The 23,217-nt window shown below is 61.9% G+C and carries 19 protein-coding genes; 4 read left to right on the top strand and 15 right to left on the bottom strand.

Annotated features, from left to right (window positions below):
- Positions 1-510 precede the first annotated feature (510 nt).
- Positions 511-963: a DUF3800 domain-containing protein gene (locus tag E0E00_RS06730; RefSeq protein WP_165443592.1), complete on the top strand. Its 453-nt coding sequence runs from the start codon at positions 511-513 to the stop codon at positions 961-963.
- Positions 964-1,221: 258 nt separating this feature from the next.
- On the opposite strand, the gene murJ is transcribed toward E0E00_RS06730, so the two are convergent.
- The 5 genes from murJ to E0E00_RS06705 all read right to left on the bottom strand — a co-directional run bounded on the left by murJ (position 1,222) and on the right by E0E00_RS06705 (position 10,654).
- Entirely contained in the window at positions 1,222-2,997 is a 1,776-nt protein-coding gene (murJ, locus tag E0E00_RS06725) for a murein biosynthesis integral membrane protein MurJ (RefSeq protein WP_242622174.1), read from the bottom strand.
- Positions 2,994-3,497 (bottom strand): Cys-tRNA(Pro) deacylase, encoded by a 504-nt coding sequence (ybaK, locus tag E0E00_RS06720; RefSeq protein ID WP_130811785.1) that lies wholly within the window; start codon positions 3,495-3,497, stop codon positions 2,994-2,996. Before ybaK ends, murJ begins: the two co-directional genes overlap by 4 nt.
- A gap of 3 nt (positions 3,498-3,500) precedes the next feature.
- Entirely contained in the window at positions 3,501-6,377 is a 2,877-nt protein-coding gene (gene uvrA, locus E0E00_RS06715) for an excinuclease ABC subunit UvrA (protein ID WP_130811784.1), read from the bottom strand.
- A 1,188-nt stretch (positions 6,378-7,565) separates the two neighbouring features.
- Positions 7,566-8,069, bottom strand: coding sequence for a PTS cellobiose transporter subunit IIC (locus E0E00_RS06710; protein WP_130811783.1), 504 nt, complete (start codon positions 8,067-8,069; stop codon positions 7,566-7,568).
- Positions 8,070-8,161: 92 nt separating this feature from the next.
- Positions 8,162-10,654, bottom strand: a complete 2,493-nt coding sequence (locus E0E00_RS06705; protein ID WP_130811782.1) for a glycoside hydrolase family 3 C-terminal domain-containing protein — start codon at positions 10,652-10,654, stop codon at positions 8,162-8,164.
- A 397-nt stretch (positions 10,655-11,051) separates the two neighbouring features.
- On the opposite strand from E0E00_RS06705, the gene E0E00_RS06700 reads away from it, so the two are divergent.
- Genes E0E00_RS06700 through E0E00_RS06690 form a run of 3 tightly spaced genes read left to right on the top strand, consistent with a single transcriptional unit; the run spans position 11,052 to position 14,436 of the window.
- Entirely contained in the window at positions 11,052-11,762 is a 711-nt protein-coding gene (locus tag E0E00_RS06700) for a LytTR family DNA-binding domain-containing protein (protein ID WP_165443591.1), read from the top strand.
- The gene (locus E0E00_RS06695) at positions 11,762-13,093 is read left to right on the top strand and encodes an ATP-binding protein (RefSeq protein ID WP_130811780.1); all 1,332 of its coding nucleotides are present in this window, start codon (positions 11,762-11,764) and stop codon (positions 13,091-13,093) included. Before E0E00_RS06700 ends, E0E00_RS06695 begins: the two co-directional genes overlap by 1 nt.
- On the top strand, positions 13,090-14,436 hold the full coding sequence (locus tag E0E00_RS06690) for an ATP-binding protein (protein WP_130811779.1): 1,347 nt from the start codon (positions 13,090-13,092) through the stop codon (positions 14,434-14,436). The genes E0E00_RS06695 and E0E00_RS06690 overlap by 4 nt, the downstream gene beginning before the upstream one ends.
- A gap of 65 nt (positions 14,437-14,501) precedes the next feature.
- Here E0E00_RS06690 and E0E00_RS06685 read toward each other — a convergent pair whose 3' ends face one another.
- From E0E00_RS06685 to E0E00_RS06650, 10 genes are all read right to left on the bottom strand, one after another.
- The gene (locus E0E00_RS06685) at positions 14,502-15,152 is read right to left on the bottom strand and encodes a cupin domain-containing protein (RefSeq protein ID WP_130811778.1); all 651 of its coding nucleotides are present in this window, start codon (positions 15,150-15,152) and stop codon (positions 14,502-14,504) included.
- A gap of 558 nt (positions 15,153-15,710) precedes the next feature.
- Positions 15,711-16,106, bottom strand: a complete 396-nt coding sequence (locus E0E00_RS06680; protein ID WP_130811777.1) for a hypothetical protein — start codon at positions 16,104-16,106, stop codon at positions 15,711-15,713.
- A gap of 8 nt (positions 16,107-16,114) precedes the next feature.
- Positions 16,115-16,252: a hypothetical protein gene (locus E0E00_RS14355; RefSeq protein ID WP_165443590.1), complete on the bottom strand. Its 138-nt coding sequence runs from the start codon at positions 16,250-16,252 to the stop codon at positions 16,115-16,117.
- A 29-nt stretch (positions 16,253-16,281) separates the two neighbouring features.
- Positions 16,282-17,097, bottom strand: a complete 816-nt coding sequence (locus E0E00_RS06675) for a hypothetical protein (RefSeq protein ID WP_130811776.1) — start codon at positions 17,095-17,097, stop codon at positions 16,282-16,284.
- Between the two features lie 97 nt (positions 17,098-17,194).
- Positions 17,195-17,722 (bottom strand): hypothetical protein, encoded by a 528-nt coding sequence (locus E0E00_RS06670; RefSeq protein WP_130811775.1) that lies wholly within the window; start codon positions 17,720-17,722, stop codon positions 17,195-17,197.
- 723 nt (positions 17,723-18,445) lie between these two features.
- Positions 18,446-18,619 carry a hypothetical protein gene (locus tag E0E00_RS14350; RefSeq protein WP_165443589.1) on the bottom strand — a complete coding sequence of 58 codons (174 nt, stop codon included), beginning with the start codon at positions 18,617-18,619 and terminating at the stop codon, positions 18,446-18,448.
- A 230-nt stretch (positions 18,620-18,849) separates the two neighbouring features.
- The gene (lsrF, locus tag E0E00_RS06665) at positions 18,850-19,728 is read right to left on the bottom strand and encodes a 3-hydroxy-5-phosphonooxypentane-2,4-dione thiolase (RefSeq protein WP_130811774.1); all 879 of its coding nucleotides are present in this window, start codon (positions 19,726-19,728) and stop codon (positions 18,850-18,852) included.
- Between the two features lie 236 nt (positions 19,729-19,964).
- The gene (locus E0E00_RS06660) at positions 19,965-21,101 is read right to left on the bottom strand and encodes a substrate-binding domain-containing protein (protein WP_130811773.1); all 1,137 of its coding nucleotides are present in this window, start codon (positions 21,099-21,101) and stop codon (positions 19,965-19,967) included.
- A gap of 25 nt (positions 21,102-21,126) precedes the next feature.
- Positions 21,127-22,167 (bottom strand): ABC transporter permease, encoded by a 1,041-nt coding sequence (locus E0E00_RS06655; RefSeq protein WP_130811772.1) that lies wholly within the window; start codon positions 22,165-22,167, stop codon positions 21,127-21,129.
- Positions 22,167-23,195, bottom strand: coding sequence for an ABC transporter permease (locus tag E0E00_RS06650; RefSeq protein WP_130811771.1), 1,029 nt, complete (start codon positions 23,193-23,195; stop codon positions 22,167-22,169). The genes E0E00_RS06655 and E0E00_RS06650 overlap by 1 nt, the downstream gene beginning before the upstream one ends.
- Positions 23,196-23,217: the final 22 nt, after the last annotated feature.

Genomic DNA, 23,217 nt, shown 5'->3' with positions numbered 1-23,217 from the left:
GCCGGAGCGATACCGGGAATGCGCGGGCAGTGCTTCTCGGCAGTGAATGTGCGCGATTTGCTCGCCTGCCGCCAATGCCAACGCGTCCCGTATTTTTTAGACGTTTACGGCCGTCTAACCGGCGAAATCTCACGAGGCCAATACCAACCCGTAAGTTTTCGACGGTTAGGGCAGGCTAAACGTCCGAGAAATCGCTAACCGGCGAAAAAGCGAGCCTCTTCGGCAGTCCCCAAGAATGCGTTCGACTGAAGCGTCGATACCTCCCAAGCTTTGTGTACGGCTTCGTTCAATGACCTTAACGCCTGGCCCCCTCAAGCGCCACAGCCACTGACGTCAAACTATATGCAGAACGTATGTTTGTATCGAATGTGACGAACATGTGTTCTATCTCTGATAAGATTGATTCGGCACTTCGGCTTGTGGTATAAGGAAGGTGGTCTTCCCACGTGGAGGGCTTCCGAAAGCCGGGGGTTTCCTCCCGGCATTTTTTATCTCGGGGGAGGCCATTTCGTGAAGGAGCTTTCCATATTTGTAGATGAGTCCGGCGATCCGGGGACGGGGACCGAGTCAAAGTACTACCTCATCGCTCTCGTCGTACACGAGCAGAAGAACGCCATCGAAAAGTATGGGGACAACTACAAGGCCGCCCTTGCCAGGCAAGACCTAGAGGACATCCCCCTGCACCTCTCCCCGCTCATGAATGGGCACGATGTATATCGCAACCTAAGCGTTGGCATGCGCAAACGCCACCTTGCGGCGTTTCGCGTCTTCATGCAGTATCTTCCGTTCCGGTATGCCGCATTTGCATATAGGAAGGATGAGCTCGCCAACGGCCCACTCGCTCCAGGAGGGCTTGTGCAACGCGTTCGGAGAGACCTCACGATTCTCCTACTCGACCATCTTGAGTATCTGCAGCAGTTTGATAAGGTCAAAATCTACTTGCCGATTACGTCTGCACAATAGAGCTCGAGGCAATTAAGTACTCCGGCTCTGAGGAAACCGCAACAGACAGGTTATTCCTTGGCACAAAGAGAAGCTTCGAGAAGAATTTCCTAAAGAAGATAAGGAGGCATTCCTTGCGTTAGACAGATCAGGACCCGTCCCCTGGGGGCAATGGCGGAAATGCGCAGACGGCGCTTATCAGCAGTGGATGTGTACAGGCTTCCCACCTGCCACTAGTGACAGCTAGGCTTTTCAAAGCAGTACCACCGCTGCACCCCCCTACCGGCGCCTGCGCCGCGTTATGCGTGCAAGGGCAGACCTCACGAAACGGGCCTCGGGCACCTTGAAGAGCACGGCAAGTCCGTAGGTGACCAAAACCGAGGGGATGCCCGCCGCCGCGCAATACACCAGCGAGAGAAACGTATGCCCCTCACAGCTGCCCACCAAAGCAGTGAGCGCCCGAAGTACCACGAAGCCAACACCGGAACCGGCAAGCCCAAAGAGGGCCGACTTCGCGAACGACCTCATCGCCGAGCCAAATCCCATGCTGCCAAGCGTGCCACGCAGGTTCATGATCGTCACGATATCGACCAGCAAGAAGAAGACGAACGAAGTCAGGGCGATCACGAACATGGACACCGCCTCGCCAAACCAAGCGGGGTCGAGCAGCAACAGCATGGCCACCTGCCCGGCGCCGCCAACCACGTTGGCCAGCGCATACACGCGCATCCGGCGCATGGACGAGGTGACCTTCTGGAAGTACATGCCAATGCCATAGAACGGCAGCGCACACGCAAGGCCGCAGATGTAGGCGGCCGTCATCCCAAGCTGGTCAGCGGTGAACTTACCCGCGGCAACCAGGGACGAGAGCGGCATGGAGAACGTTACGAGGTACATGCCAAACGGCACCATGAAAAAGAGGATCTGGCTCATGCCCGAGACGACGCCACGCTTGAATCCATCGATGTCGTCGTGCGCAAAGCGGTCGGAGAGCTCGGTGAACATCGCTGTCGTGATGGGGACGGCGAGAATGGCGTAGGGCAGCGTATACCAGAGGCGTGCGTAGTAGATGACCGACGCGCCAGAGACCGAGACCGAAAGCGAGGTGCTCTGCTGCACGGATGTGGTGACAAACGAGGTGATCATCACCACGAGGGACGGGATGCCAATCGAGAGCGTGTCCCGCAGCGCAGGGTCATGCCAGTCCACGCACCAGGTGAGGCGTATGCCATGCTTGCGCAGGGAGGGCATCTGAACGAGGACCTGCACGGCCACGCCGGCGGGGTTGCCAATGGCCAAGATCAGCGTTGCCAGCGTGGGGTTGGCGTTCACAAGCGCGGCATAGAGCAGGAACGACGCCGTGATGACAAAGTTGTTGAAAATCGAGCTCGCGCTGCTCCAGAAATAGTCCCTCTCGGCGTTAAGCACGCCCGAGAAGATCGACGACAGCGAGTAGAGCACAACTTCCACCACGAAGAACCTAAAGAGGTAGGTGGCAAAGCCTGCGTCGAAGTCGCTTGTCGCCGAGAAGGACTGCGTCCACACGAGCTGGGCGGCAAAGGCAAAGCCCAGGATGGTAACGGCACCCATGAGCAGGATGACGATGGAGACCAGGTTGGACGTGTAGCGGCTGGCCCCCTTGGCCCCCTCGCGCTGCTTGACCGACATGTACACCGGCAAAAACGCCGTGACGAGCATGCCGCCCACAACGATCTCGTAGAGCTGGTTGGGAAGGTTGTTTGCCACCGAGTAGCAGCTGGCCACCATGCCGGCGCCAAGGGCGAAGCTCTGCCCCCAGGTGCGGAAGAACCCGGTGATGCGGCTCACAATGACGAGGAAGCTCATGAGCGCGGCATTGCGGCCAACCTGGTTTTCGGTTGACTCAGGGGCCTTTGACGGCTCGGCAGCGGCGACCGTCTGAGCCGGCATCGCAGCGCCCGCCCCCCTGCCGCCCCTCTTGCGAGCCGGTGCCATATGATTGGGCTTCCAGTTTGAGCTGCTCCTCACGCGAGCCGGCGCCATGTGCCTGGGCTTCCAGTTTGAGTTGCTGCTCACCGGGCCTCCTCTCGGCAGATGTCGGCATAGGTGGCGTCGCAAAACGCCTGGAGGTCGTCGGGGGCAAGGCGCAGCGAGAGCCCGCGCCGCCCGCCCGAGATGCCAATCGTGCCAAAAAGCTGGGCCGTCTCGTCTATGAGCGTGGGAAAGCGCCTCTTCATGCCCACAGGCGAGCAACCCCCGCGCACGTAGCCGGTAAGGCCCTCCAGCTCCCTGGTGGGAAGCATCGAGAGGCTCTTCTCGCCCGCCGCCGCAGCCGCCTTCTTGAAGTCGAGCTCCTCGCCCACGGGGACGCAGCACACCACGTGCGCGCCGGACGGGGCAACCGTCACCAGCGTCTTGAACGAGGACTGCGGGTCGACGCCCGCCTCGAGCGCCATGCGCAGCCCCAGCCCGCGCGTGAGATTGCCCTCCTCGACCTCTCGGTACGTGAAGGAGATGCCCGCGCGCTCAAGCTCGCGCATGGCGTTGGTCTTCTGGAGCTTCTCGCGCCTCGCCATGGCTCACGCCTTCTCGGCAGAGAGTCTCGCGCGGTCACGCTCGAGAATGCGGGCCAGGTAGCGACCGGTATAGCTCTGCGGGACCTTGGCAACCTGCTCGGGCGTGCCGTAGGCCACAACGGTTCCGCCGCCCTCTCCGCCCTCCGGGCCCAGGTCAAGCACGCGGTCGGCCATCTTGATCACATCGAGGTTATGTTCGATGACAAGGACCGTGTTACCGGCGTCAACCAGGCGCTCCAGCACGTCGATGAGCTGGCGAACATCCTCGAAGTGAAGGCCGGTGGTGGGCTCGTCGAGAATGTAGAACGTCTTGCCCGTCTGCTGGCGGTGGAGCTCCTTTGCCAGCTTCACGCGCTGGGCCTCGCCTCCGGAGAGCGTGGTGGCGCTCTGGCCCAGGTGGATGTAGCCCAGGCCCACGTCGTGCAGGGTCTGCAACTTGTTCTTGATGCGCGGGATGTTGGTGAAGAATGCCAGCGCCTCGTTCACGGTCATGTCGAGCACGTCCGAGATGGACTTGCCGTGGTAGGTGACCTCAAGCGTCTCCCTGTTGTAGCGCTTGCCGTGGCAGACCTCGCAGGGAACGTAGACGTCGGGCAGGAAGTTCATCTCGATTTTGATCTGGCCGTCGCCCTTGCATGCCTCGCAGCGGCCACCAGGGACGTTAAACGAGAAGCGACCGGGGCTGTAGCCGCGCGCGCGGCTCTCGGGCGTGGAGGCGAAAAGGGTGCGCAGGTCGTCCCAGAGGCCGATGTAGGTTGCGGGGTTGGAGCGCGGCGTGCGGCCGATGGGACTCTGGTCGATGTCGATGACCTTGTCGATGAGCTCGATTCCCTCGAGCTTCTTGTACGGGCCAACCGGGCGCTTGGATCGCTGGACCGCGTTTGTGAGGGCCGGTGCGAGCGTGTCCGTGACCAGCGAGCTCTTGCCCGATCCCGAGACGCCCGTGACCACGGTGAGCGTGCCCAGCTCGATCTTGGCGCTTACGTTCTTGAGGTTGTTTGCTCCGGCACCCGTGATCTTGATGACACCGCGTCCGGGCTTGCGACGCTCCTCCGGCAGGCGGATCTGACGCCGACCCGTGAGGAAGGCACCGGTAAGGGAGTCGGGGCTCTCCTCAATCTGTTGCGAGGTGCCGGCGGCAACTACGTGGCCGCCCAGCTCGCCCGCACCGGGCCCCATATCGATCACGTAGTCGGCGGCGAGGATGGTGTCCTCGTCGTGCTCGACCACGATCACGGTGTTCCCCATGTCGCGCAGGCTCTTGAGCGTGGCAATCAGGCGGTCGTTGTCGCGCTGGTGAAGGCCGATGGAAGGCTCGTCCAAGATGTAGAGGACGCCCATGAGCCCGGCACCGATCTGCGTGGCCAAGCGGATGCGCTGCGCCTCTCCGCCAGAGAGCGTGGCGGCGGCGCGGCTGAGCGTGAGGTAGTCGAGACCCACGTTAACCATGAAGCGCAAGCGAGCCTTGACCTCCTTCACGATGGGTACGGCGATTGCCCGCTGGCGCTCGGGAATCTCAAGCGCTTCGAAGAAGGCCAGGCAGTCACGGCACGAGAGGTCGCAGACCTCGCTGATGTTCTTGTCGCCCACCGTGACGGCGAGAATCTCGGGCTTCAGGCGCGCGCCGTGGCAGGTTGGGCAGGGCACCTCGTGGATGAAGCGCTCGAGGTGCGTCCTCATGGTCTCCGAGGTGGTCTCCTGGTACTTGTCGAAGAGGATCTTGCGCACGCCGGAGTACGTCGTGAACCAGTGGGTGTTGCGTCCGTCTCGCGTGCGGTAGTCAACGCGGACCTTCGTGGTGCCCAGTCCGTCGAGAAGGGCCTTCTGGACCTTCTTGGGGAGGTCCTTCCAAGGCGTTTGGTCCGAGGCACCAAGATGCGTGCAGACGGCCGAGAGAATCTGTGGGTAGTAGTTGGAGTGACCAAAGATCGACCCAAAGACGCCCTCGGAAACGGAGAGCGACGGGTCGTCGATCAGGGCCTCGGCGTCCACGACCTTGCGAAAGCCCAGGCCATCACAGTCAGGACAGGCGCCGTAGGGCGCGTTGAACGAGAAGTCACGCGGCTGGAGGTCGTCAATCGAGTGCCCGTGGATGGGGCATGCCAGCGCCAGCGAGTACTGCAGAAGCTCGCCGGGCATGGCCTCGGGGTCGTCGCGGTCGGGCAGGAGGTAGACGCCAACCTTGCCGGCGGCCAGCTTGGTTGCCTGCTCGATGGCCTCCACGATGCGGTTCAGGGAGTTCTCGCGGATAACGATGCGGTCGACCACGACCTCGACGGTGTGCTTGAGCTTCTTCTCTAGGCGGATCTCGCCTTCGAGCTCGCGCACCTCTCCGTCGATGCGCACGCGAGAGAAGCCCTCGCGGCGCAGGTCCTCGAAGAGCTTGGTGTACTCGCCCTTGCGGCCGAGAACGACGGGCGCCAGCACAAGAGCGCGGCGGCCAAGCCCCTGAGCCAGGACCTTGTCGGCAACCTGGTCGGTGGTCTGACGCTCAATCACGCGCCCGCACTCGGGGCAGTGGGGCACACCCACGCGCGCGAAGAGGAGACGCAGGTAGTCGTAGATTTCGGTGACGGTGCCCACCGTCGAGCGCGGGTTTCTCGACGTGGACTTCTGGTCAATCGAGACGGCCGGCGAAAGGCCGTCGATGGAGTCGAGGTCGGGCTTGTTCATCTGGCCCAGGAACTGGCGCGCGTAGCTGGAAAGGCTCTCGACGTAGCGGCGCTGGCCCTCGGCGTAGATGGTGTCAAAGGCAAGGCTCGACTTGCCCGAGCCGGAGAGGCCCGTGATGACCGTGAGCTTGTCACGCGGGATGCGCACGTCGATGTCCTGCAGGTTATGCTCGCGTGCCCCGCGTATGACTATGGAGTCGGATGCCATGTGAGACGGCTCCCCTCGTTGCAGCCGGTTGTATCGGTGGCCTTTTTGCTCACGGGGGAACGGGGATGCGCTTCTCTCGCGGACATTTTAGCCAGCCTTTGAGTCTAGCTGAGAGGGGCTATCCTGCGTGACCGAGACCCGCCTGCACACGTTGCGGCAACAATTCGTACGGTCGTGAGACAAGGGGACAGTCCCCTTGTCTCATGTCTGCCCAGTCGGCCCGAACTGGGTTTCAGAAAAAGCGACGAGACCCGCAGGCGAGAGGGACTTGGCTACGGAGGCCATGCGCAAGCGCGGCCTGTGGTGTCAGACCGCGATGTCAGAGGGGTAGCGCCCGGAATTATTGCGCGTCCCTTTTTGATGTTCGAGCCTCATCTGGGAAGATATCATCGTTATTGTAAATGAGCGCGCAATAATTTCTAGCCCGAGAAGGGTCGCGCAGCACGGTCGCCGCTCAAACGCGTGTTGCGGCATCACCCCGACGCCGAAGGCTCTTCTCGCAAAGAGCCCCATCACGAACGACGGGGTCGTCGACGCTTCGGCGTTCTCCCCGCTTGAGGCTCACTAGGCCCGGGAGATCACGGGATATGCTCGGTTTCACCAGCTTTGCGCCTGCACGTTCGAAACAGTGGTACGTGGTCCAAAACCGTGCTGTACAGCCGCCTTGGCACTGAATTGGAATCTCCCGCTGCCTTGTTGAGTCCGCCTAAACGATTTATGCCAATACTCTTTATCTTATACGCATGTTCTTAACAACGCCAGCCCTGCAGAATCATCCGTCAGCCGGGGAATCAAAGGTCAGGCATACGCAGACCGTATAATCATGGTGAGGAGGTGATGAAACCTTGTCATGAGCCGCTTATCAAATATTGACGTTGTGAGCAGAATAGCGTCGACAGTTGCCGCACTCCAAGCGCTGATGGAGGGCACGACCCTACACACGTATGCAAACTAGGAGGCAGGCTGTGAAATACGAGGGTTTAAGTGCACCTGAGCCCCTGGTTTTAGTGTGTACCGCCATCGTGATTGCAGTTATCGTGCTTATCGTGCGCTCGATTACCAAGAGACGGTGAGCGAGCGCCCGGCAAAGGCACAATCTAGCATTCCGTCCAATCTAGAGAGGAGGCCTCGTCCTGCGCACACAGGGCGGGGCCTCCTTGAATGAGACAAAGGGACTGTCCCCTTGTCTCACTTGGAGTCCGGCATGATCCAGAACTTGAGCAGCGGGAAGCTCACGATGACGGCTGCCAGCGTGTTGACCGCAGAGGCAACGGTACCGGAGAGACCCGCGTCCCAGCCAAAGGTGCTCTGGCAGAAGGCCGTCACGTAGCTCGGCAGAATGAGGTTGACCACCACGATGAGCACCGCGAGCAGCGCATACTTCCAAGCTGCGTCCTTGAACGAGGTGTCGGAGTCGAACACCAGGAACATCTGCACGAAGAAGTTCACGACCTGCGCCAGCACCTCGGCGATGAGGAACGTGATGAAGCCGCCCAGGTAGTTCGAGCCCGCGGTGGTGTAGTCGAACAGCCAGAACTTGAACGGGCTGTCGAGCTGCATCGCGTTGATGAAGATCGCGGTGCCCACCCACGTGCACACGAAGCGCGTGATGGTGGAGATGTTCGACAGCACGTTGAACTTGATGAACTGCCAGAGCGTCTTGTGCTCCTCGGTCCAGGTCTTGAAGCTCATTGCTCGCCCCTCCTTCCCGGCACAACGGCCGATAAACCCTCGCATATCCAACCCCGCGCCATCCCACCTGGCAGCGCGGTCAAGTGCAGGGACTACTTCCCCGCAGCCTCAAGCGCACCTGCGGTGCGTGCGTTACCGATGAGATTCGCGACAAAGGCGACGAGGATCGGCACGATGAACCAGAGGAACCACACCAGAACAAAGCCGTTGCCAGTCCTAAGCTGGACGAGCAGAGCCGGCACGATGCCCGCAATTCCCCACCATCTGATCTCGCGCACGATCGCGTCGACCATACCCATCGAGACCATGCCATTGGTCATCTTGGCAAGGGCGCGTAGCGGCATGTTCCAGATGAACAGCACGTTGAGGTTGGGCTTGCCCGAGGCATCCGATGCACGCTTCATGGCAGCCAGCACCAGCCACACAACCCAGAAGATCGGCGAGCGCCCGTGGTTGAGGTCGCAGAAGCACATGTTGCGGTCAATGCGCACCTTGGGGCTGGGGATGGGGTGGCCGAGAAGCGCCGCAAAGTGGGCGTCGTCCACGGTCTGCACCCTGCCTGTCTGATAGGGCGTCACATCTACGTCGGCGTAGGGGTCGGCGGCACCGGTGCCCTCGACCTCGACCGTCCCCACCAGGCGAATGTCCTCGCTGGAGGCGCCAACGTGCAGCTCGTACGTGCCGCCCTCGACCTCCCAGGCATCGGTGGCAACGTTGAAGTAGCGAAACGCCTTGTCGTCCAGGGCGATGCTCACCTGCTTGCTCTCGTGCGCCGCAAGCTCCACGCGGGCGAAGCCCTTGAGCTCCTGGGCGGCGCGGAACACCTGGTGGTCGGGCTTGGACACGTAGAGCTGGCACACCTCAGCACCAGCACGGTCGCCCTCGTTGGCAAGGGTGAAGGTCACGCCCTCGGGGGTCGCCTTGAGGTTGCTGTACGAGAAGCGCGTGTACGAGAGACCATAGCCAAACGGGAACGCCACATCGACGCCAGCCGTCTGGTAGTAGCGATAGCCCACGTAGATGCCCTCGCGGTACTCCGCGCTCATGCCCTGGGCAGGGAAGCGGCCCGCGGCAGGCGTGTCGGCCAAGCGCTTGGGCCAGGTCTCGGTGAGCTTGCCAGAGGGGTTCACGCGGCCGCAGACCAGATCGAGTGCCGCACCGGCGCCTGCCTGGCCGCCAAGTGCGAGGTAGAGCACCGCACGGGCGTCGGCGATCCAGTCGGTCTCGACACTAGATCCCGCCGAGAGCAGTACGACCACATTGGGGTTCACCTGCGAGACGGCATGCAGGAGCTCGACCTGGTTATCGTTCAGGCGCATATTGCGACGGTCCGCGCCCTCGGACTCCACAATCTCGTCCAGCGCCAGGCACGCGATGACAACGTCGGCGTGGCGCGCAAGGTCGACGGCGGCATCGCGCTTGGCGGTGTCCTCGCCGCCGTGACGCAGGAAGCCCTGCTCGTACCCAACGAGGGTAAGGCCGCTCTCCCCCACCAGGTCAAGCACATTGTCGACCTTCGTGGAGTTGACCGCAGAGGAGCCGGCGCCTTGGTACCTGGGCTCGCGGGCAAAGTCGCCCACGAGGGTCACCCTGGTACCGGCGGCCAACGGGAGAAGCGAGCCCTCGTTCTTGAGCAGCACCGCACCCTCGGCCGCCGCCTGGCGGGCAAGCGCGTGGTGCGCGTCCTTGTCAAACTCGCCCGTGGCACGCTCGACAGCCGGGCGCGTGGAGAGCACGAGCTCCAGCGCGTCATCCACGCAGCCGTCCAGCACCTCCTCGGAGAGCCTTCCGGAGTGCACCGCGGCCACAAGCTGGCGAATGGAGTCCATGCCCGGCGCGGGCATCTCGAAGGTGGAACCCGCCCCGATGCCGGCGACGTGGTCGTTCGAGCCGCCCCAGTCGGTCACCACGGCACCGCCGAAGCCCCACTCACCGTACAGGATGTCGCGCAGCAGATGGCGGTTCTCGTTGGCATAGGTGCCGTTGATGAGGTTGTAGGAACTCATGATCGACTTTGGATGGGCCTCGCGCACCACGATCTCGAAGGCCGTGAGGTAGTTCTCGCGCAGGGTGCGCTCGTCGAGCACCGAGTTGGATGCCTGGCGACGCGTCTCCTGGCTGTTGGCGGCAAAGTGCTTGGGGCAGGCAGCAACGCCCTTCGATTGGATGCCGCGCACGTAGGATGCGGCCATCTTGCCCGCAAGATAGGGGTCTTCGGAGAAGTACTCGAAGTTGCGCCCACAGAGCGGCGAGCGCTTTATGCACAGGCCCGGCCCCAGGAGTGTCCCCACGCCCTGTGCCGCGGCCTCCTCGCCCAGGGCCTCGCCGATCTTCTCTCCCAGTGCCTCGTCCCAGGTGTTTGCCACCGTGACCGCCGTGGGAAAGCAGGTGGCGGGCTCGGAGCCCGCGATGCCCAGGTGGTCGGCCGCACCCAGCTGGTGGCGAAGGCCATTGGGGCCGTCGGAGAACTCCATGGCAGGGATGCCCAGGCGCTCACTGCCCCAGCTTCCAAAGGTCGTCGCCCCCTGGAGGAGCGCGCACTTCTCCTCTAACGTCATCTTCCCGATAAGATCCGCGTGCTTCATCGAATCCGCTCCCTCGCATACAGGGCGCTCCACCGCGCCCCTCGACTGCATCAACTCTATTTCCCCTCCCGTTGCGCCGGTGAGATGTGTCACATTCGGTCTGTCACACGCCACGAATGGCCGGTCCCATGGCCGGCCGCCGCGGATCCACAGCCAGCGCGCTGCAGAAGAGCCCCCTCAGCCGTAACAGTAGGCGGCACAATCGCGGCCGAGCGCCAAGGGGCGTAATCCGTCAAAACTGGGTCGCGGACTGCAGCGGCCCCGCGCGGGCGCACTGCCGGCCAACGCAAGGGTCGAGAACCACAGGCGCATGGACGGCCAAAACAACCTGGAATCCAAGCACCTCGCACGCTCGCCCGCCTTCGCGTACCATATTTCATGGGAATGGAGGACATTCATGTATCGCATACTCATGGTTGAGGACGACGAGCGAGAGGCTGAGACGCTTCGCCACAGCCTCGAGCGCTACGCGCGCGAGAACGGCGTGGAGTTCCAGGTGAGCTGGGAGAAGTCTGCCCTGGGCGCAACCGCGGGCGACGCGAAGTTCGACCTCATCTTCATGGACATTGGGCTTCCCGGCATCAACGGCATGGAGGCGGCAACGCTCATCCGCACCTACGACTCCGAGACACCCATCATCTTTGTAACCAACCTCGCCCAGTACGCGGCGCGTGGCTACGAGGTGGATGCCCTGGACTTTGTGGTGAAGCCCGTCTCGTACTACAACTTCAGGATGCGCATGGACAAGGCGATGCGCATCCTGAGGAGAAGCTCCGGCACAAACGTGGTGGTGACCTCCCACGACGGCCTGCGCGTCATACCTGCCGCCGAGCTGGTGGCCGTCGAGGTCTCCAACCACAGTCTGGTCTATCACCTATCCAACGGCCAGACCTACGTGGTGCGCGGGAGCCTCTCCAAGACGGAGGAGGGGCTCTCACAGGCCCCCTTTGTGCGCATCTCGAACAGCTGCCTGCTCAACATGGCATACGTACGCACCGTAACCGGGTCCGAGGTGCGCACCACCACGGGCGAGACGTACTTCTTCAGCCGGTCGCGACGTCGTCCCGCCATTGACGAGATAGCCAAGTACCTGGGCGGATCCATCTAATGGACGCCACCCTTGCGGCAAGCTCGCTCGGGACTGCAACGCAGATTGCGGTGGCCATGCTCCTTTTTGCCTGGCCGCTTCCCAAGCGCCCCCACTTCTGGGCTCGTCTTGTCAGCCTGACCATAGTGGGAGTTGCCCTCACGCTTGTGGCGGTTGGCGCGTCCAATGCCACCGGCATGTCTTCAAGCGTGGGTCCCACGCGAGTCCTTGGGGAGTTCCTGCTCTTCTCGATTGTGCTCGTGCTGGCCGTACCGTTGCTGCTCGCCCTCTTCGACGCCTCGGTCTGGGTGGCGCTCTTCTTTGCCACCGCGGGATACACCCTGCAAAACCTCGCGAGCGGCACCGAGGGCCTTATCGTCTTTGTGATGGGAGAGCCCCCTGCCCCACTCTACCTGGCGCAGGCGGCAGCCGTCACCTGCATCATCTACGTCCTGGGCTACCTGGCCTTCGCCCTGCCGGTGAGACGCCACCGCCTGGCAGACGTCGAAGACCACGCCATGCTTGTGGTCGTGGCGGCGGTTATTCTCGTGGTCATTGCCTTTGACCTGGTAAACAAGTCATTGCCCGCACTTGGCGCAGGCGGGATGGACGTGGTGCTTCTACGCCTCATCCACGGCATCTCCTGCGTGTTCATGCTTACCGTGGAGTTCGAGCTGCTCTACACGAGAAGCCTGCGCACGAGCATTGCCGCCATGGAGCGTGCGCGTGCCGACGATGCCAAGGACCTTGCGGCGTCATGCGCCAACGCACAGGCCATCAACATGCGCATGCATGACATTCGCCACCAGCTGCGCGACCTCGAGTCGCTGGGCTTTGTGGGCGCCGACGCCCTTGCAGACCTGGAGCGTCGGCTAAGCGTCTACGATGCCGCCGTGAAGACCGGAAACGTGGCCCTCGACACCGTGCTCACCGAGAAGGGCCTGGTGTGCGAGCGCGGGGGCATCGCTCTTGGCTGCGTGGTCGATGGCGACGCGCTCTCCTTCATGGCACCCACAGACATCTACTCGCTCTTTGGCGACGCCGTCGACAACGCAATAGAGGCCGTCGAGAAGCTCGATGACCCCGAGAAGCGCGTGATCGACCTCTCTGTGAGAAGCACCGGCGGCATGGTGAGCGCGCACGTGGAGAACTATTTCCAAGGAGACGTTCGGGTCTCGAACGGACTGCCACTTGCACAGACGCGCCAAGACGCCCGCGGCTATGGCGCGCGTCACATGCGTGCCGTCGCAGAGCGCTACGGCGGCTCGATCACCACGAGCACTGACGGCGACCTCTTTAGGCTGGATGTTCTCATCCCAATCCCGGCTAAGGGGGAGGCGGCGCACGCGTGAGCACGACCATCGCAGCCATCATGACAAGGTCGGCCCTCATCCTGACCGCAACCATATCCACGCAGCTCGTGATAGCTGTAGGGATGTTTGCGGCCCTGCTTCCCAAGCGCAGTCTCTTCGCGTTGCGCGGAGTTGCGTCCTGCGTGGCCATGGCGTTCGTCTCGTTTGCGCTCTATAGGAACTCGCTCGTCGTCTCGGTCTTCTCGTCGCGAACGGTCTCGTTTGTGGCCGAGGCGCTGGACTTTGTGGCAATGCTGGCGCTCATCGTTGGGACGCTGGTCCTTTGCTTTGAGGTGTCCATCTGGACGGCGCTCTTCTGCGCAACGGCGGGATACATCATCCAGAACCTCGCGAGTTGCGTGACCTACTCGGCGTTTCTTCTTGCCGAGGGCACGGGAACCAACATGGCCAGCCCCTTGTTCTTGCCGCTCAACCTTTTGGGAATGGCCGTGGTCTACCCGGTGTGCTACTGGTTCTTTGTGCGGCCCATCCATAAGAACGGCCTGGTAGAAATCGAGAACAAAAAGATCCTTCTGGTGCTTGCGCTGGTGGTGCTCATCGCCATCGTCTTTGACATGGAGAACAAGTACCTGCTGATTGCCGGCATTCCCGTACCACTCGTGATGGTGCTGCGCGCCGTACACGACGTGATCTGCGTCTTCGCGCTGGCACTCGAGTTTGAGATGCTCTACTCGCGCCAGCTCGAGTCTGACATGGCAGCCTTGAAACGCATGGATGCCGACCAGGAGGCCCACTACACGCTCATGCGCGAGAGCGTAGAGGCTGTAAACGCACGCGTGGAGGCGCTGCGCTGCCGCGTGCGTGCGGCGGCGCGAGAAGGCGGGGCAAACGCCGCGAAGCTCGAGGAGCTGGCGGGCGAGGCACGCATGCCAGAGCTTAGGCTGAAGACCGGAAACGACGCTCTGGACGCACTCCTCCTTGTGAAAGGCCTTGTGTGCGAGCGCGAGGGAGCCACGCTCTCGTGCATCGCCGACGGCTCGGCACTGTCATTCATGGACCCTGTCGACATCTATTCGTTGGTGGGAAACGCCCTCGACAACTCGCTGGACGCCATACGCAAGCTCCCCGACCCCAACAGGCGCGCCATTGGCCTGGTGGCTCGGCGCACGGGCGGGATGCTCACACTCAACGTGACCAACTACTTCGACGGCAACGTGACGATGGTCGACGGACTGCCCAAGACCACGGCCGCCGACCCCACCGGCCACGGGCTTGGCTCGCGCTCCATGCGAGACGTTGCCGAGAAGTACGGCGGTTCCGTGACCTTCAGCCACGACGACGACGTGTTCCACGTGAACGTGCTGATACCGATCCCGGAGTGAGGGCAGCGCCGGCCGTGTGCCCTTGTCGGACTGTCGAGGTCCCCTGCAAGTCTGCTGAGGAAGCGCTAGGCCAGTGTGACCAGCAGCGCCATCTTGAATTGCTTGTCGGCACGCACGGCATGGTGGCCACCGGCGTCAAACTTGAAGGTCTGACCAGCACGGACAACGTTCTCGACGCCCTCGTAGGTGATGGTGGCCTCGCCCTCCAGTGCGAACACCAGAGCATCGCCGGGAGCGGCGTGCTCCGAAAGGCCAGTGCCGGCGTCAAAGCTCATCAGCACGAACTTCATGCTGTCGTTGTGCGCCAGGTCCATGTTTACGATGCGACCGTCCTGGTAAGGGATGAGGTCTTTGAGGGTGAACGCCTCGCCTGGCTTGATCACGCTGTTCATGGTTGTACCCTTCTCGAGCGAAACCTCGACGTAGACAGTATCCTTCTCGGCACGCACTCCCACCGGGACATCTGTGGGAGTAGCCACGACCTGGCCGGTGCAAACGATAGCAGATGTGTGGCCCGTCATCTGGGCCTCGCCGGCAACGACCAGCTCAAGCCGATGATAGCCATAGAGCTCCGCGCTGATGTCGGTACCGGCACCGAGGCTGAAGTACGAAAGCCCGTTGCCGCCCGCCACCCACACCGGACGCGACACGGTACAACCTGCAACCGGCGGATTATCTGCTGCGATGTCAAATACGTGGCCCGCTGTTTCGTTCATGAGCACTGCTCCTTTCGCTCGGCAATCAGAGATAGGATGGCGCGATACGCAAAGAAGGTATGTTGTCTTTGCAACTGATTAGGTACTGAGTCGCGCGCATATGCCTTGGCTCCCCGCTGCAACGACCTTCAAGGGTACGAACGTCACCTAGCCACCATGGCTAAAGCAGTGTTTCTCAGGCCTGACCGTACAGCACCCACACGCTCCATTGCTGCGCCTACGTCAGCGAGTTCCCCAATGATAAGTCGCCAATTACGAATGACGGTTGGTGGCAGTTCTGGGAAAATCCTTGATGTGAGAGCGGCAAGGTAGTAAATCGCTGACCGGCACTTCATCAAGGCCTGAACCACTTGATACTTGAGGCGCCCCCGGAAAACTGCCACCAACCGTCAATTCGTGAAATGGGATGGCCCTATGGGACCTCAAACCCAAGTGGCCACAGCGCTCGCCGCTCATGCAGTTCATCGCTTTTCTGAATCAAGCATCCGATGACCTGCGGAAACGCCAGACTGGCTTCAGGAAAAACGATGAACCACGGCTGGAGCTAAGCCGCCGCCGCTACATCCCCTCGCAGCGTCCCCTGGAGAACTCGTCATCCAGTCGGGCGAGCCGTACGCGACAGTCGTCGATGGCCTCCTGCAGGCGATTCTCCACCTCGCGGCGTCGTATGTCGCGACTGCGCCCCTCGTCCTCGGCAACGCCCTGGAACCATCTCAGTTGGGCAGCCGCGGCATCGGCCTTTGCCATGAGGGAGGCGGGGAGCAGCCCGGAGGCGACGCGCTCGCTCACGCCGAAGAGATCCTGGCTCGTGAGGGACGCGGCCTCCTCCACGCGCTCGGCAAGTCTCTTGTCCTCGTCGCGCATGGCGCCGGGCTCGCGCTCCAGCGCGCCGCGCCGTGCCGCACCCTGCCGGCCGATGGCCTCCCGCCTGCGCTCGTACTCCACTCTGTTCATCGGTGCCCCTAGAGCGTCCGCGCGCGTATGCCATCCGCCACGTGGAGCGCGCCGTCTGCGGCGACGGCCGCCTTCGCGTCCGCCTCGACGAGCTCGGCGAGCCTGGCCGACGCCGCCTCGCTGGTGCGTATGGTCCCCTCTGCCATGAGGTCCCTCCGTTCCCGCTCGTGCGTCGCTAGTTGCCGGCAAGCTCCCTCTCGAACTCGTCGTGCTCCTCCTTGGTCATGGGGTTGTCATGCAGGAATATCTTCACCGGATAGCCCAAGATGTCGGAAAACTTCTTCTCGTAGGCAGGGATGACCTCGTTCTGGATGTAGAAGCGCCAGTCCAGGTTTCTGTCGTAAATGTCGTTCCTCTCCTCCACGCTGCGCGACATGTCGCGCAGCGTCTCGTCTTTGAAAGTGAGCCACAGGACGAGGCTCTCGGCCGGAGCGGGGTTATTGCCGGGATCTGTGGGATTGTGGCTACCGAGGTCGCAGTACAGCACGGTGTGGATGCCATCCCCAAGGGTCCAGGAGCCGTGCTCCCCCTCGTAGCTCGTGAGCTCCTGGTAGGTGCGCGCCGCGAGGACAGCGAGCGCCTGCCTGCCCTCGTCCGTGTCGAGCGATTCGGTGCGCAGAGCCTCTATGTCCTCCTCCGATAGGCGCTCGATGCGCAGGTTGCTCCTCAGGTAGAGATAGGGGGAGGAGAGGTGCGAGCGGCTGCGGAACCATTCCCACATGGTGCCGGCAGGGTCATCGGGACGCACGTTGTAGCCTGGAATCCCTTTCGCCTCGAGCTCGGCATCGAGGCTCTGCATGTCGAGCGTCTGCCCGAGGAAGAGCGACAGGGCCCGGTCGTACTTCCCCTGGAGCTCGATGTAGCCCAGGTCCGGCCCGTCGTCCCTCGAGCAGATGCCCTTGGACTTCGCGAGCTTGAAGTCGTAGTCGTAGTCCTGCAACTTCCTCAGGTGCTTGAAGCCGTTAAGCAGGCTCTTCTGTTCCTCGGTCATCGGCCCCCCGGTGGTGGCGAACCATACGCTACCCGCACAGACTGCCGCAGCGCCGAGCGACACCGCCAGCCTGATTACACCCCGACGCGTCAGCTGGCTACTCACCATAGTCCACCGTCTCGTATATCAGGCCGAGCGGGCCGAAGTCGCTCGGCCACACGTACAGCCGCTGCCCCCAGGAGGAGACGATGATCCGGCCTCGCGCGTCGATGCCAATGACCGTAACAGCATGCCCCCTATCGGCATCGAAACACACACTTCCGTCTTCATGGCAGAACTCCGTGCGAGGCATGTTGAGGATGACGTGCTTCCCCTTGCGCTGGTCGTCTTTCATCGCGTCCATGCCCCCAAGGATGTTCACCGGACGGACAAGCGAAACGCTGGCATCGATATCATACCCCTCAAGCCAACGATGAAGGCGATACCGCTCGTCAAAGGTGTTCATACCCTCACTGTGCTGTTCATCGGGATCCTCGTGCTCGTCGTACGTGTCCTTATTCCATGACCAAGGCCAGTGGCTAGGGCTGTGGTTGTCTTGGCTCGCATAGTAGTCGAGCAGAAGCCAATCCTTCACCTGGCTGTCGGGCACGTCGTCCAGAATGCCGAACCTCTGGCGCAGATCCATGATGGAATATTGCTGCATTGGGACCTGGCCAACGGCGCGCGAGAGGCGATGTGCGCCTGGGATGCCCGAGCCCACGCCTGGTGGGGGCGCTGCGCCCCCCCGTGGGCGAGGCAGCGCCTGGCTGCGGCCTTCCTCTGTCTTGTCGTGCAGCGCTTAAGGCCATGCCCATGGTCTCGTCCCCGCCGTCTTGCCACTCTCCGCACCAGCCGGCCAGCCGAACGCGGCCGGGGTACCCGAGCTCCCGCATGGCGCCGTGGCCTTGAGGCCGTGCCTGATGTAGGGCTTGGCTGCCCTGGTCTTCTCCCCCCTTGCTGTAGATCCTGCCCTCCAAACGTCACCGCTTGGTACGTCGGCACCAGGCCCAACCCGCAACATCAAGGCTATCAAACACAGTGCGGCTCGAAGTTCCCCCCGGAGGGATGGGCGGGAGCCGTCCGACGTGCAGCGGTGGAGGTGCCCGCACTGCGGGGCGCGCTTCACATCGCTGACCGGCACGGTGCTCGGAACTGCAAGCAGCCAATCGCCTCCTGGGTGTTCTTCATCAGGCTCGCGCTGTTCTCCGTACCGCTCGACGCATGCACGGGGCCTGCCGCACCAGCTACCACACCGCCTGGGAGTAGCACCACCTGTTCGCCGTCGCGGGCGGTTACCAGGAGCGAATCGTACTGCGCGTCCATGTCTGAATCGGCGAGACCAACATCAACGATGCCGACCTATCGAAGGCTACGGCCAGACCCACAAGAAGCCGGTCGCCGAAAACCCCGCACGGGCGGAAGGGCTCCGCTTCGTCCCGCGCCCGCTACGCGCACGGGCGACGGCCTTGCCATCACACACGACAGCGGTACCGATGGGCACCTCGCTCTCCTCGGCGGCGAGACGGGCATCGACAAGCACCATGCGCAGTAGTCCTCACCGGTCATGGAGCCCTCCTTGGAAGCTGTTTCGCCCATGTTGCCCCCTATCGACCGCACGAGCATACAAATGCGTCCAGAGCCAGTGGAAGGGGGAACTGGACTCTGGACGCGGGAGACGGCACACCCAAGACGGGCGTGGGCCATGTGATGCGTTATGTGGATGAGCGGCATTCGTGTGCCGTCCTGATGCGGAAGCTCCGCTGGAGCCCGTCTCTACTTGGCAATGTCCTGGAACATCTCCCAAGCCTCGACGTCAGTCATACCCTCGTGCACAATCTTGTTGACACACTGGGCCATCTCGATGGGGTGTGTGGACTGGAAGATATTACGGCCCATGTCAACGCCGCGGGCACCCTTGCAGATGACGTCGTAGGCGAGGTGCAGGGCGTCCTTCTCGGGGAGCTTCTTGCCGCCGGCAACAACGATGGGCACGGGACAGGCGGCCACGACCTCATCGAAGTCCTCGCAGTCGTAGGTCTTAACCATCTGGCAGCCCATTTCGGCGATGATGCGCGTAGCGAGCTTGAAGAAGCGCGGTGTGCGCTCCATATCCTTGCCCACAGCACAGACGCCAAGCGTCGGGATGCTGTAGCGCATGCCGACGTTGATGGTGCGGCTCAGGTTGTCGATGGAGGACAGCTGGCCGTCGGCACCGATGAAGACTTGGGAGGCCATGCAGTCCGCGTTCATGCGGATAGCGTCTTCGATATCAACAGCGACAACCTCATGTGAGAGGTCACCCTGAAGCATAGAAGAGCCAGAGGTGGTGCGCAGAGCGATGGCCTTCGTGATCTCGGGCGGCACGCAGGTGCGGAGGGCACCGCGAGTACCCATGAAGCAGTCCACATAGGGGGCGAGCTTGGGTAGGAGCAAATCGAGGCGCTCAAGGCCAGCTGTGGCGCCCATGAAGTAGCCGTGATCGAAGGCAAACATGACGGTATTGCCACTCTTGGGGCTAAAGATGTTGGAGAGGTGCTTCTTCATGCCCCAGTCAAGGCTGTTGGCTCCCTTGACGTAGAAGCCTTTATCGTTGGCGAAGGGCACATCGACGTGATAGTCGTGGGCAACCTTGAGATCATCCAAATCAGCCATGTGTCAGAATCCTTTCCACTTGCCCTCCCCACTCCTGGGGAAGACTCCTGTAATGGTGATGGGGGTCTAGGGATGCGGTCGCCGCCAAGCGAACGACCAGCGGAGGCGATGCCGAGATGATTCCGACTTTGCCCTGTCTCGCGCAAGAGCATCGCGTTAATCATAACGACCCCGCAGAAACAAGGAGGGCCGCCGCGCCTTTGCGGCGCCCCCCGTAACAAGCAGGCGCCTATAGCTTAGAAGTTGTAGTTATTCATATTATCCTTGGTGAAGACGAGACGCTCGGGCAACAGCACGACACCGTTGTTCTCATCGCCAGTCTTGGCACCCTCAGAGATGGAGTCGTTGGCCTCGACCTTGACGTCACCGATGCTCGGGATGGAGATGGTGTCGCCAACCTTGACCTTGTTCCCAGCGGCGAGGTAAGCAGCGACGTAGCAGCCCATGGCGCCCTGGATGCCGCAGTCCCAGAGGCCCCAATTGTAGATGGTGCCGTTGGCGCAGTAGTCCTTGATGGACTGCGGGGAGGCAAAGCCGGTTATTGTGATTTTGGTCTGGTCATAACCGGCGGCCTCAGCAGCAGCGAGCTGGCCGGGAAGAGCCGTGGAGTCATTGCAGATGATGAGGTCAATGTCGGGGAACGCACTCAGGACAGCGGCACCGACCGTCTTGGCCTGCTCGGCGTCCTGATTGGAGTAGTAGTTGTCGGGGTGGACGTTCTCCCAGTTGGGATAGTCCTTCTTGATAATGGCCTCAGCAGCGACCTGCCAGGAGTTCTGGTCGGTAACAGTGGCCTGAGAGTAGTGCCAAGCATAGGTAATCTTGTCGGAGCTGGGATCCTTGCCGCGCTGCTTGAGGCCATCGACGGACATGTCGATGAGCATCTGGCCGAGAATCTCGGGTGTGCCCTGGGAGACCATGAGAGTGCGGTCCTCGGGCTGGGCGTCGGAGTCCCACGTGGCGACGACGATGCCAGAGTCCGTGGCCTTCTTCAGGGCGTCGGACACGCCAGCGGCGTCAACCGTGGAGATACAGAGAGCGTCGACGCCATTGGCGACGGCCTGGTTGATGATGCCAACCTGGTCGGAAGCAGAGGCACTGGAGGAGCCGATGTAGTCGACCGTGAAGCCCCAGTCCTTGGCATACTTCTGAGCACCGTCATTAGCGGACTCGAAGAAGGCGTTGCCCGTGATCTTTGGGATGAAGGCAACGGTCTTGCCGGCAACGTCACCACCGGCGGCGTCGCCGCCGCTCGCGTCGGCGGTCGTAGCGGCGGAACCAGAGCCGCCACCACAGCCAACTAGGCCGAGGCCTGCGACGGCTACGCCAGCGCCAGCCGCCTTCAGGAATCCGCGACGAGTCATGTTCTTCATAACGAACCTCCCTTTTCCTTGCCCCTTACTGGGCACTTGCCTCCGAGTTACCCTTCCTTGCGAATAGCGAGCGCAACCACGGGACCATTCCCGTATTAGTCGCTGCAGAACGCCCGATGATAACCGCGACGAGCAGGATGCCCACCGGGATATCCAAATACTGCGTGCCAATCTTGAAGCACAGGGGAAGACCAAAGCGAAGCAGCGCAATGGCGAAGGACGCAAGCGCCGTACCGATGACCGAGCCCTTGCCACCCGTGGAGAGCGTGCCACCCAGGACGACGGCCGTGATGATGTCCATCGTGAGGTCGCCACCGAGGTCGGACTTTGCGGTCCCCAGGTACGCCGTGAGCACGATGCCGGCAATCGCAGCTGCCAGTGCGCTCAGGACATAGGTGGACATCATCACGCGACGGGTGTTAATCCCAGAGTATTCGGCAGCTGACTGATTTACGCCAGTGAGGAGGACCTTGCGGCCGTACTTGGTCTTGTGCAAGAGGACGAAAGCGACTACGAGCATTGCACCATAGATGAGGACCTGGAACGGCAGGACGCCACCAATCTGGTAGTTCGCAATGAACTTGAACTCCGGAGGAAAGCCGCTGATGGACTCATAGGACGCAGTGCTCGAAAGCGTGGAGACGAGAAGCGCAACACCGGAGTACAGGAAGCTGCCGCCCAGAGTGATGACCATCGCTTGCACCCTGCAGTAGGCGATAAAGAAGCCCGAGAGTGCGCCACACAGGCAAACAACCACAGTCGCGAGGGCACAGGCGCCCCAGATGGAGAACCCAAAGTCCTGCCAAGCCACACCGATGATGATTGACGTGAGGCCCACGAGCGAGGCAACCTGGATGTCGATGCCTCCGGTGCACATGACGAGCGTGACGAACAGGGCAAGCATGAACACAGCAAGGTTATCGTTCACTGCAGTGAAGAGCAGCTGTGGGCGAAGGAACTTGGGGTTCACGGTGCCAAAGATTACAAACTCGAGCACGAGCAGGGCAATGAGGACGAGATTCCAGCCAGCCTGTCCTCGATTGAGAAGCTCCCTGGCCTTATCCATTACGCCTCACCGCCCTTATCGGCCTGAACTGCCGGAGCGTCCTGGGAGACGCGGGCCAGCAGACGATTGCGCTTGTTCTTGATGAGGCTTCGGTGTTGGAGCACAGCGTCGATGACAACGATGACGAGCAGGATGATGCCCGTGATGGCGTTGTCGTAGTTGGATGAGAAGCCCATGAACACAAGCAGGTAGCTGATGGAGGACATGATAACGGCGCCGATGGCAGAGCCAATCACGGAGCCAACGCCGCCGGTGAGCGAGATGCCGCCGAGCACGCAGGCCGCGATGGCCTTCATCTCGTAGCCGTTGCCGCTCATCGGGGTGATGAAGCCGATGCGGCTTGCGAAGATGATGCCGCCGACGGAGGCCATGACCGCGCAAATCACATAGGCGATTATCTTGGTCTTGAGCGTGGGCAGGCCGACGAGCGTGGCGCCCTGGGCGTTATCCCCGACGGCCACGAAGTAGCGGCCCTGGCGCGTACGGGTGAGCAGAAGGTGAATGGCGATGACGAGCACGATGATGCAGCAGTAGTACACTGACACCGATCCGATGAGGTTCACCGCGGCGAAATCCTTGAACGCCTTGGGGAGGTTCTCTACCCAGGCACCGTTCGTATACAGGTAGATGAGACCACGCAGGATACCGTTAACGCCAAGCGTGAAAATCAATGAGGGGGCACCCATGATGCACACGCCCCAGCCGTTGATGAGGCCGATTGCGGCGCCGATGACGATGGCGACGACAATGGCAAGGGCAAGCGGCTGGCCATCCCTGAGTAGCGTGCCCACGACGGCGGCCGTGAGACCCAGGTTTGCGCCAACCGAGACGTCGATCTCACCAATGAACAGGACAAATGCCATGCCAACTGCAACGAGCGTATAGACAACGGACGAGTTGAAGCAGGCAGAGATGTTAGACGGATCAAGAAACATTGGGTTCATCGCGCCAACGATGGCGAACAGCATGATGAGAAAGACCGCGCTCGTGAGTTCGCGTGCCCTGAGAAGCTTCTTGACTTTCTCCATCGATTACACCCCTTCCCTCGCA

Source organism: Olsenella sp. Marseille-P4559 (assembly GCF_900605015.1).
Taxonomy (GTDB): Bacteria; Actinomycetota; Coriobacteriia; order Coriobacteriales; family Atopobiaceae; genus Tractidigestivibacter.
Note: the sequence above shows the minus strand (reverse complement) of the source record. Positions and strands in the feature narration are given on the sequence as shown.

Bases quoted from the DNA above. Each gene is read 5' to 3' on its own strand.
- ybaK (WP_130811785.1), bottom strand. From the start codon at position 3,497: ATGGCGAGGCGCGAGAAGCTCCAGAAGACCAACGCCATGCGCGAGCTT.
- uvrA (WP_130811784.1), bottom strand. From the start codon at position 6,377: ATGGCATCCGACTCCATAGTCATACGCGGGGCACGCGAGCATAACCTG.
- E0E00_RS06710 (WP_130811783.1), bottom strand. From the start codon at position 8,069: ATGAGCTTCAAGACCTGGACCGAGGAGCACAAGACGCTCTGGCAGTTC.
- E0E00_RS06705 (WP_130811782.1), bottom strand. From the start codon at position 10,654: ATGAAGCACGCGGATCTTATCGGGAAGATGACGTTAGAGGAGAAGTGC.
- E0E00_RS06700 (WP_165443591.1), top strand. From the start codon at position 11,052: ATGTATCGCATACTCATGGTTGAGGACGACGAGCGAGAGGCTGAGACG.
- E0E00_RS06695 (WP_130811780.1), top strand. From the start codon at position 11,762: ATGGACGCCACCCTTGCGGCAAGCTCGCTCGGGACTGCAACGCAGATT.
- E0E00_RS06685 (WP_130811778.1), bottom strand. From the start codon at position 15,152: ATGAACGAAACAGCGGGCCACGTATTTGACATCGCAGCAGATAATCCG.
- E0E00_RS06680 (WP_130811777.1), bottom strand. From the start codon at position 16,106: ATGAACAGAGTGGAGTACGAGCGCAGGCGGGAGGCCATCGGCCGGCAG.
- E0E00_RS14355 (WP_165443590.1), bottom strand. From the start codon at position 16,252: ATGGCAGAGGGGACCATACGCACCAGCGAGGCGGCGTCGGCCAGGCTC.
- E0E00_RS06675 (WP_130811776.1), bottom strand. From the start codon at position 17,097: ATGACCGAGGAACAGAAGAGCCTGCTTAACGGCTTCAAGCACCTGAGG.
- E0E00_RS06670 (WP_130811775.1), bottom strand. From the start codon at position 17,722: ATGGATCTGCGCCAGAGGTTCGGCATTCTGGACGACGTGCCCGACAGC.
- E0E00_RS14350 (WP_165443589.1), bottom strand. From the start codon at position 18,619: ATGGTGCTTGTCGATGCCCGTCTCGCCGCCGAGGAGAGCGAGGTGCCC.
- lsrF (WP_130811774.1), bottom strand. From the start codon at position 19,728: ATGGCTGATTTGGATGATCTCAAGGTTGCCCACGACTATCACGTCGAT.
- E0E00_RS06660 (WP_130811773.1), bottom strand. From the start codon at position 21,101: ATGAAGAACATGACTCGTCGCGGATTCCTGAAGGCGGCTGGCGCTGGC.
- E0E00_RS06655 (WP_130811772.1), bottom strand. From the start codon at position 22,167: ATGGATAAGGCCAGGGAGCTTCTCAATCGAGGACAGGCTGGCTGGAAT.
- E0E00_RS06650 (WP_130811771.1), bottom strand. From the start codon at position 23,195: ATGGAGAAAGTCAAGAAGCTTCTCAGGGCACGCGAACTCACGAGCGCG.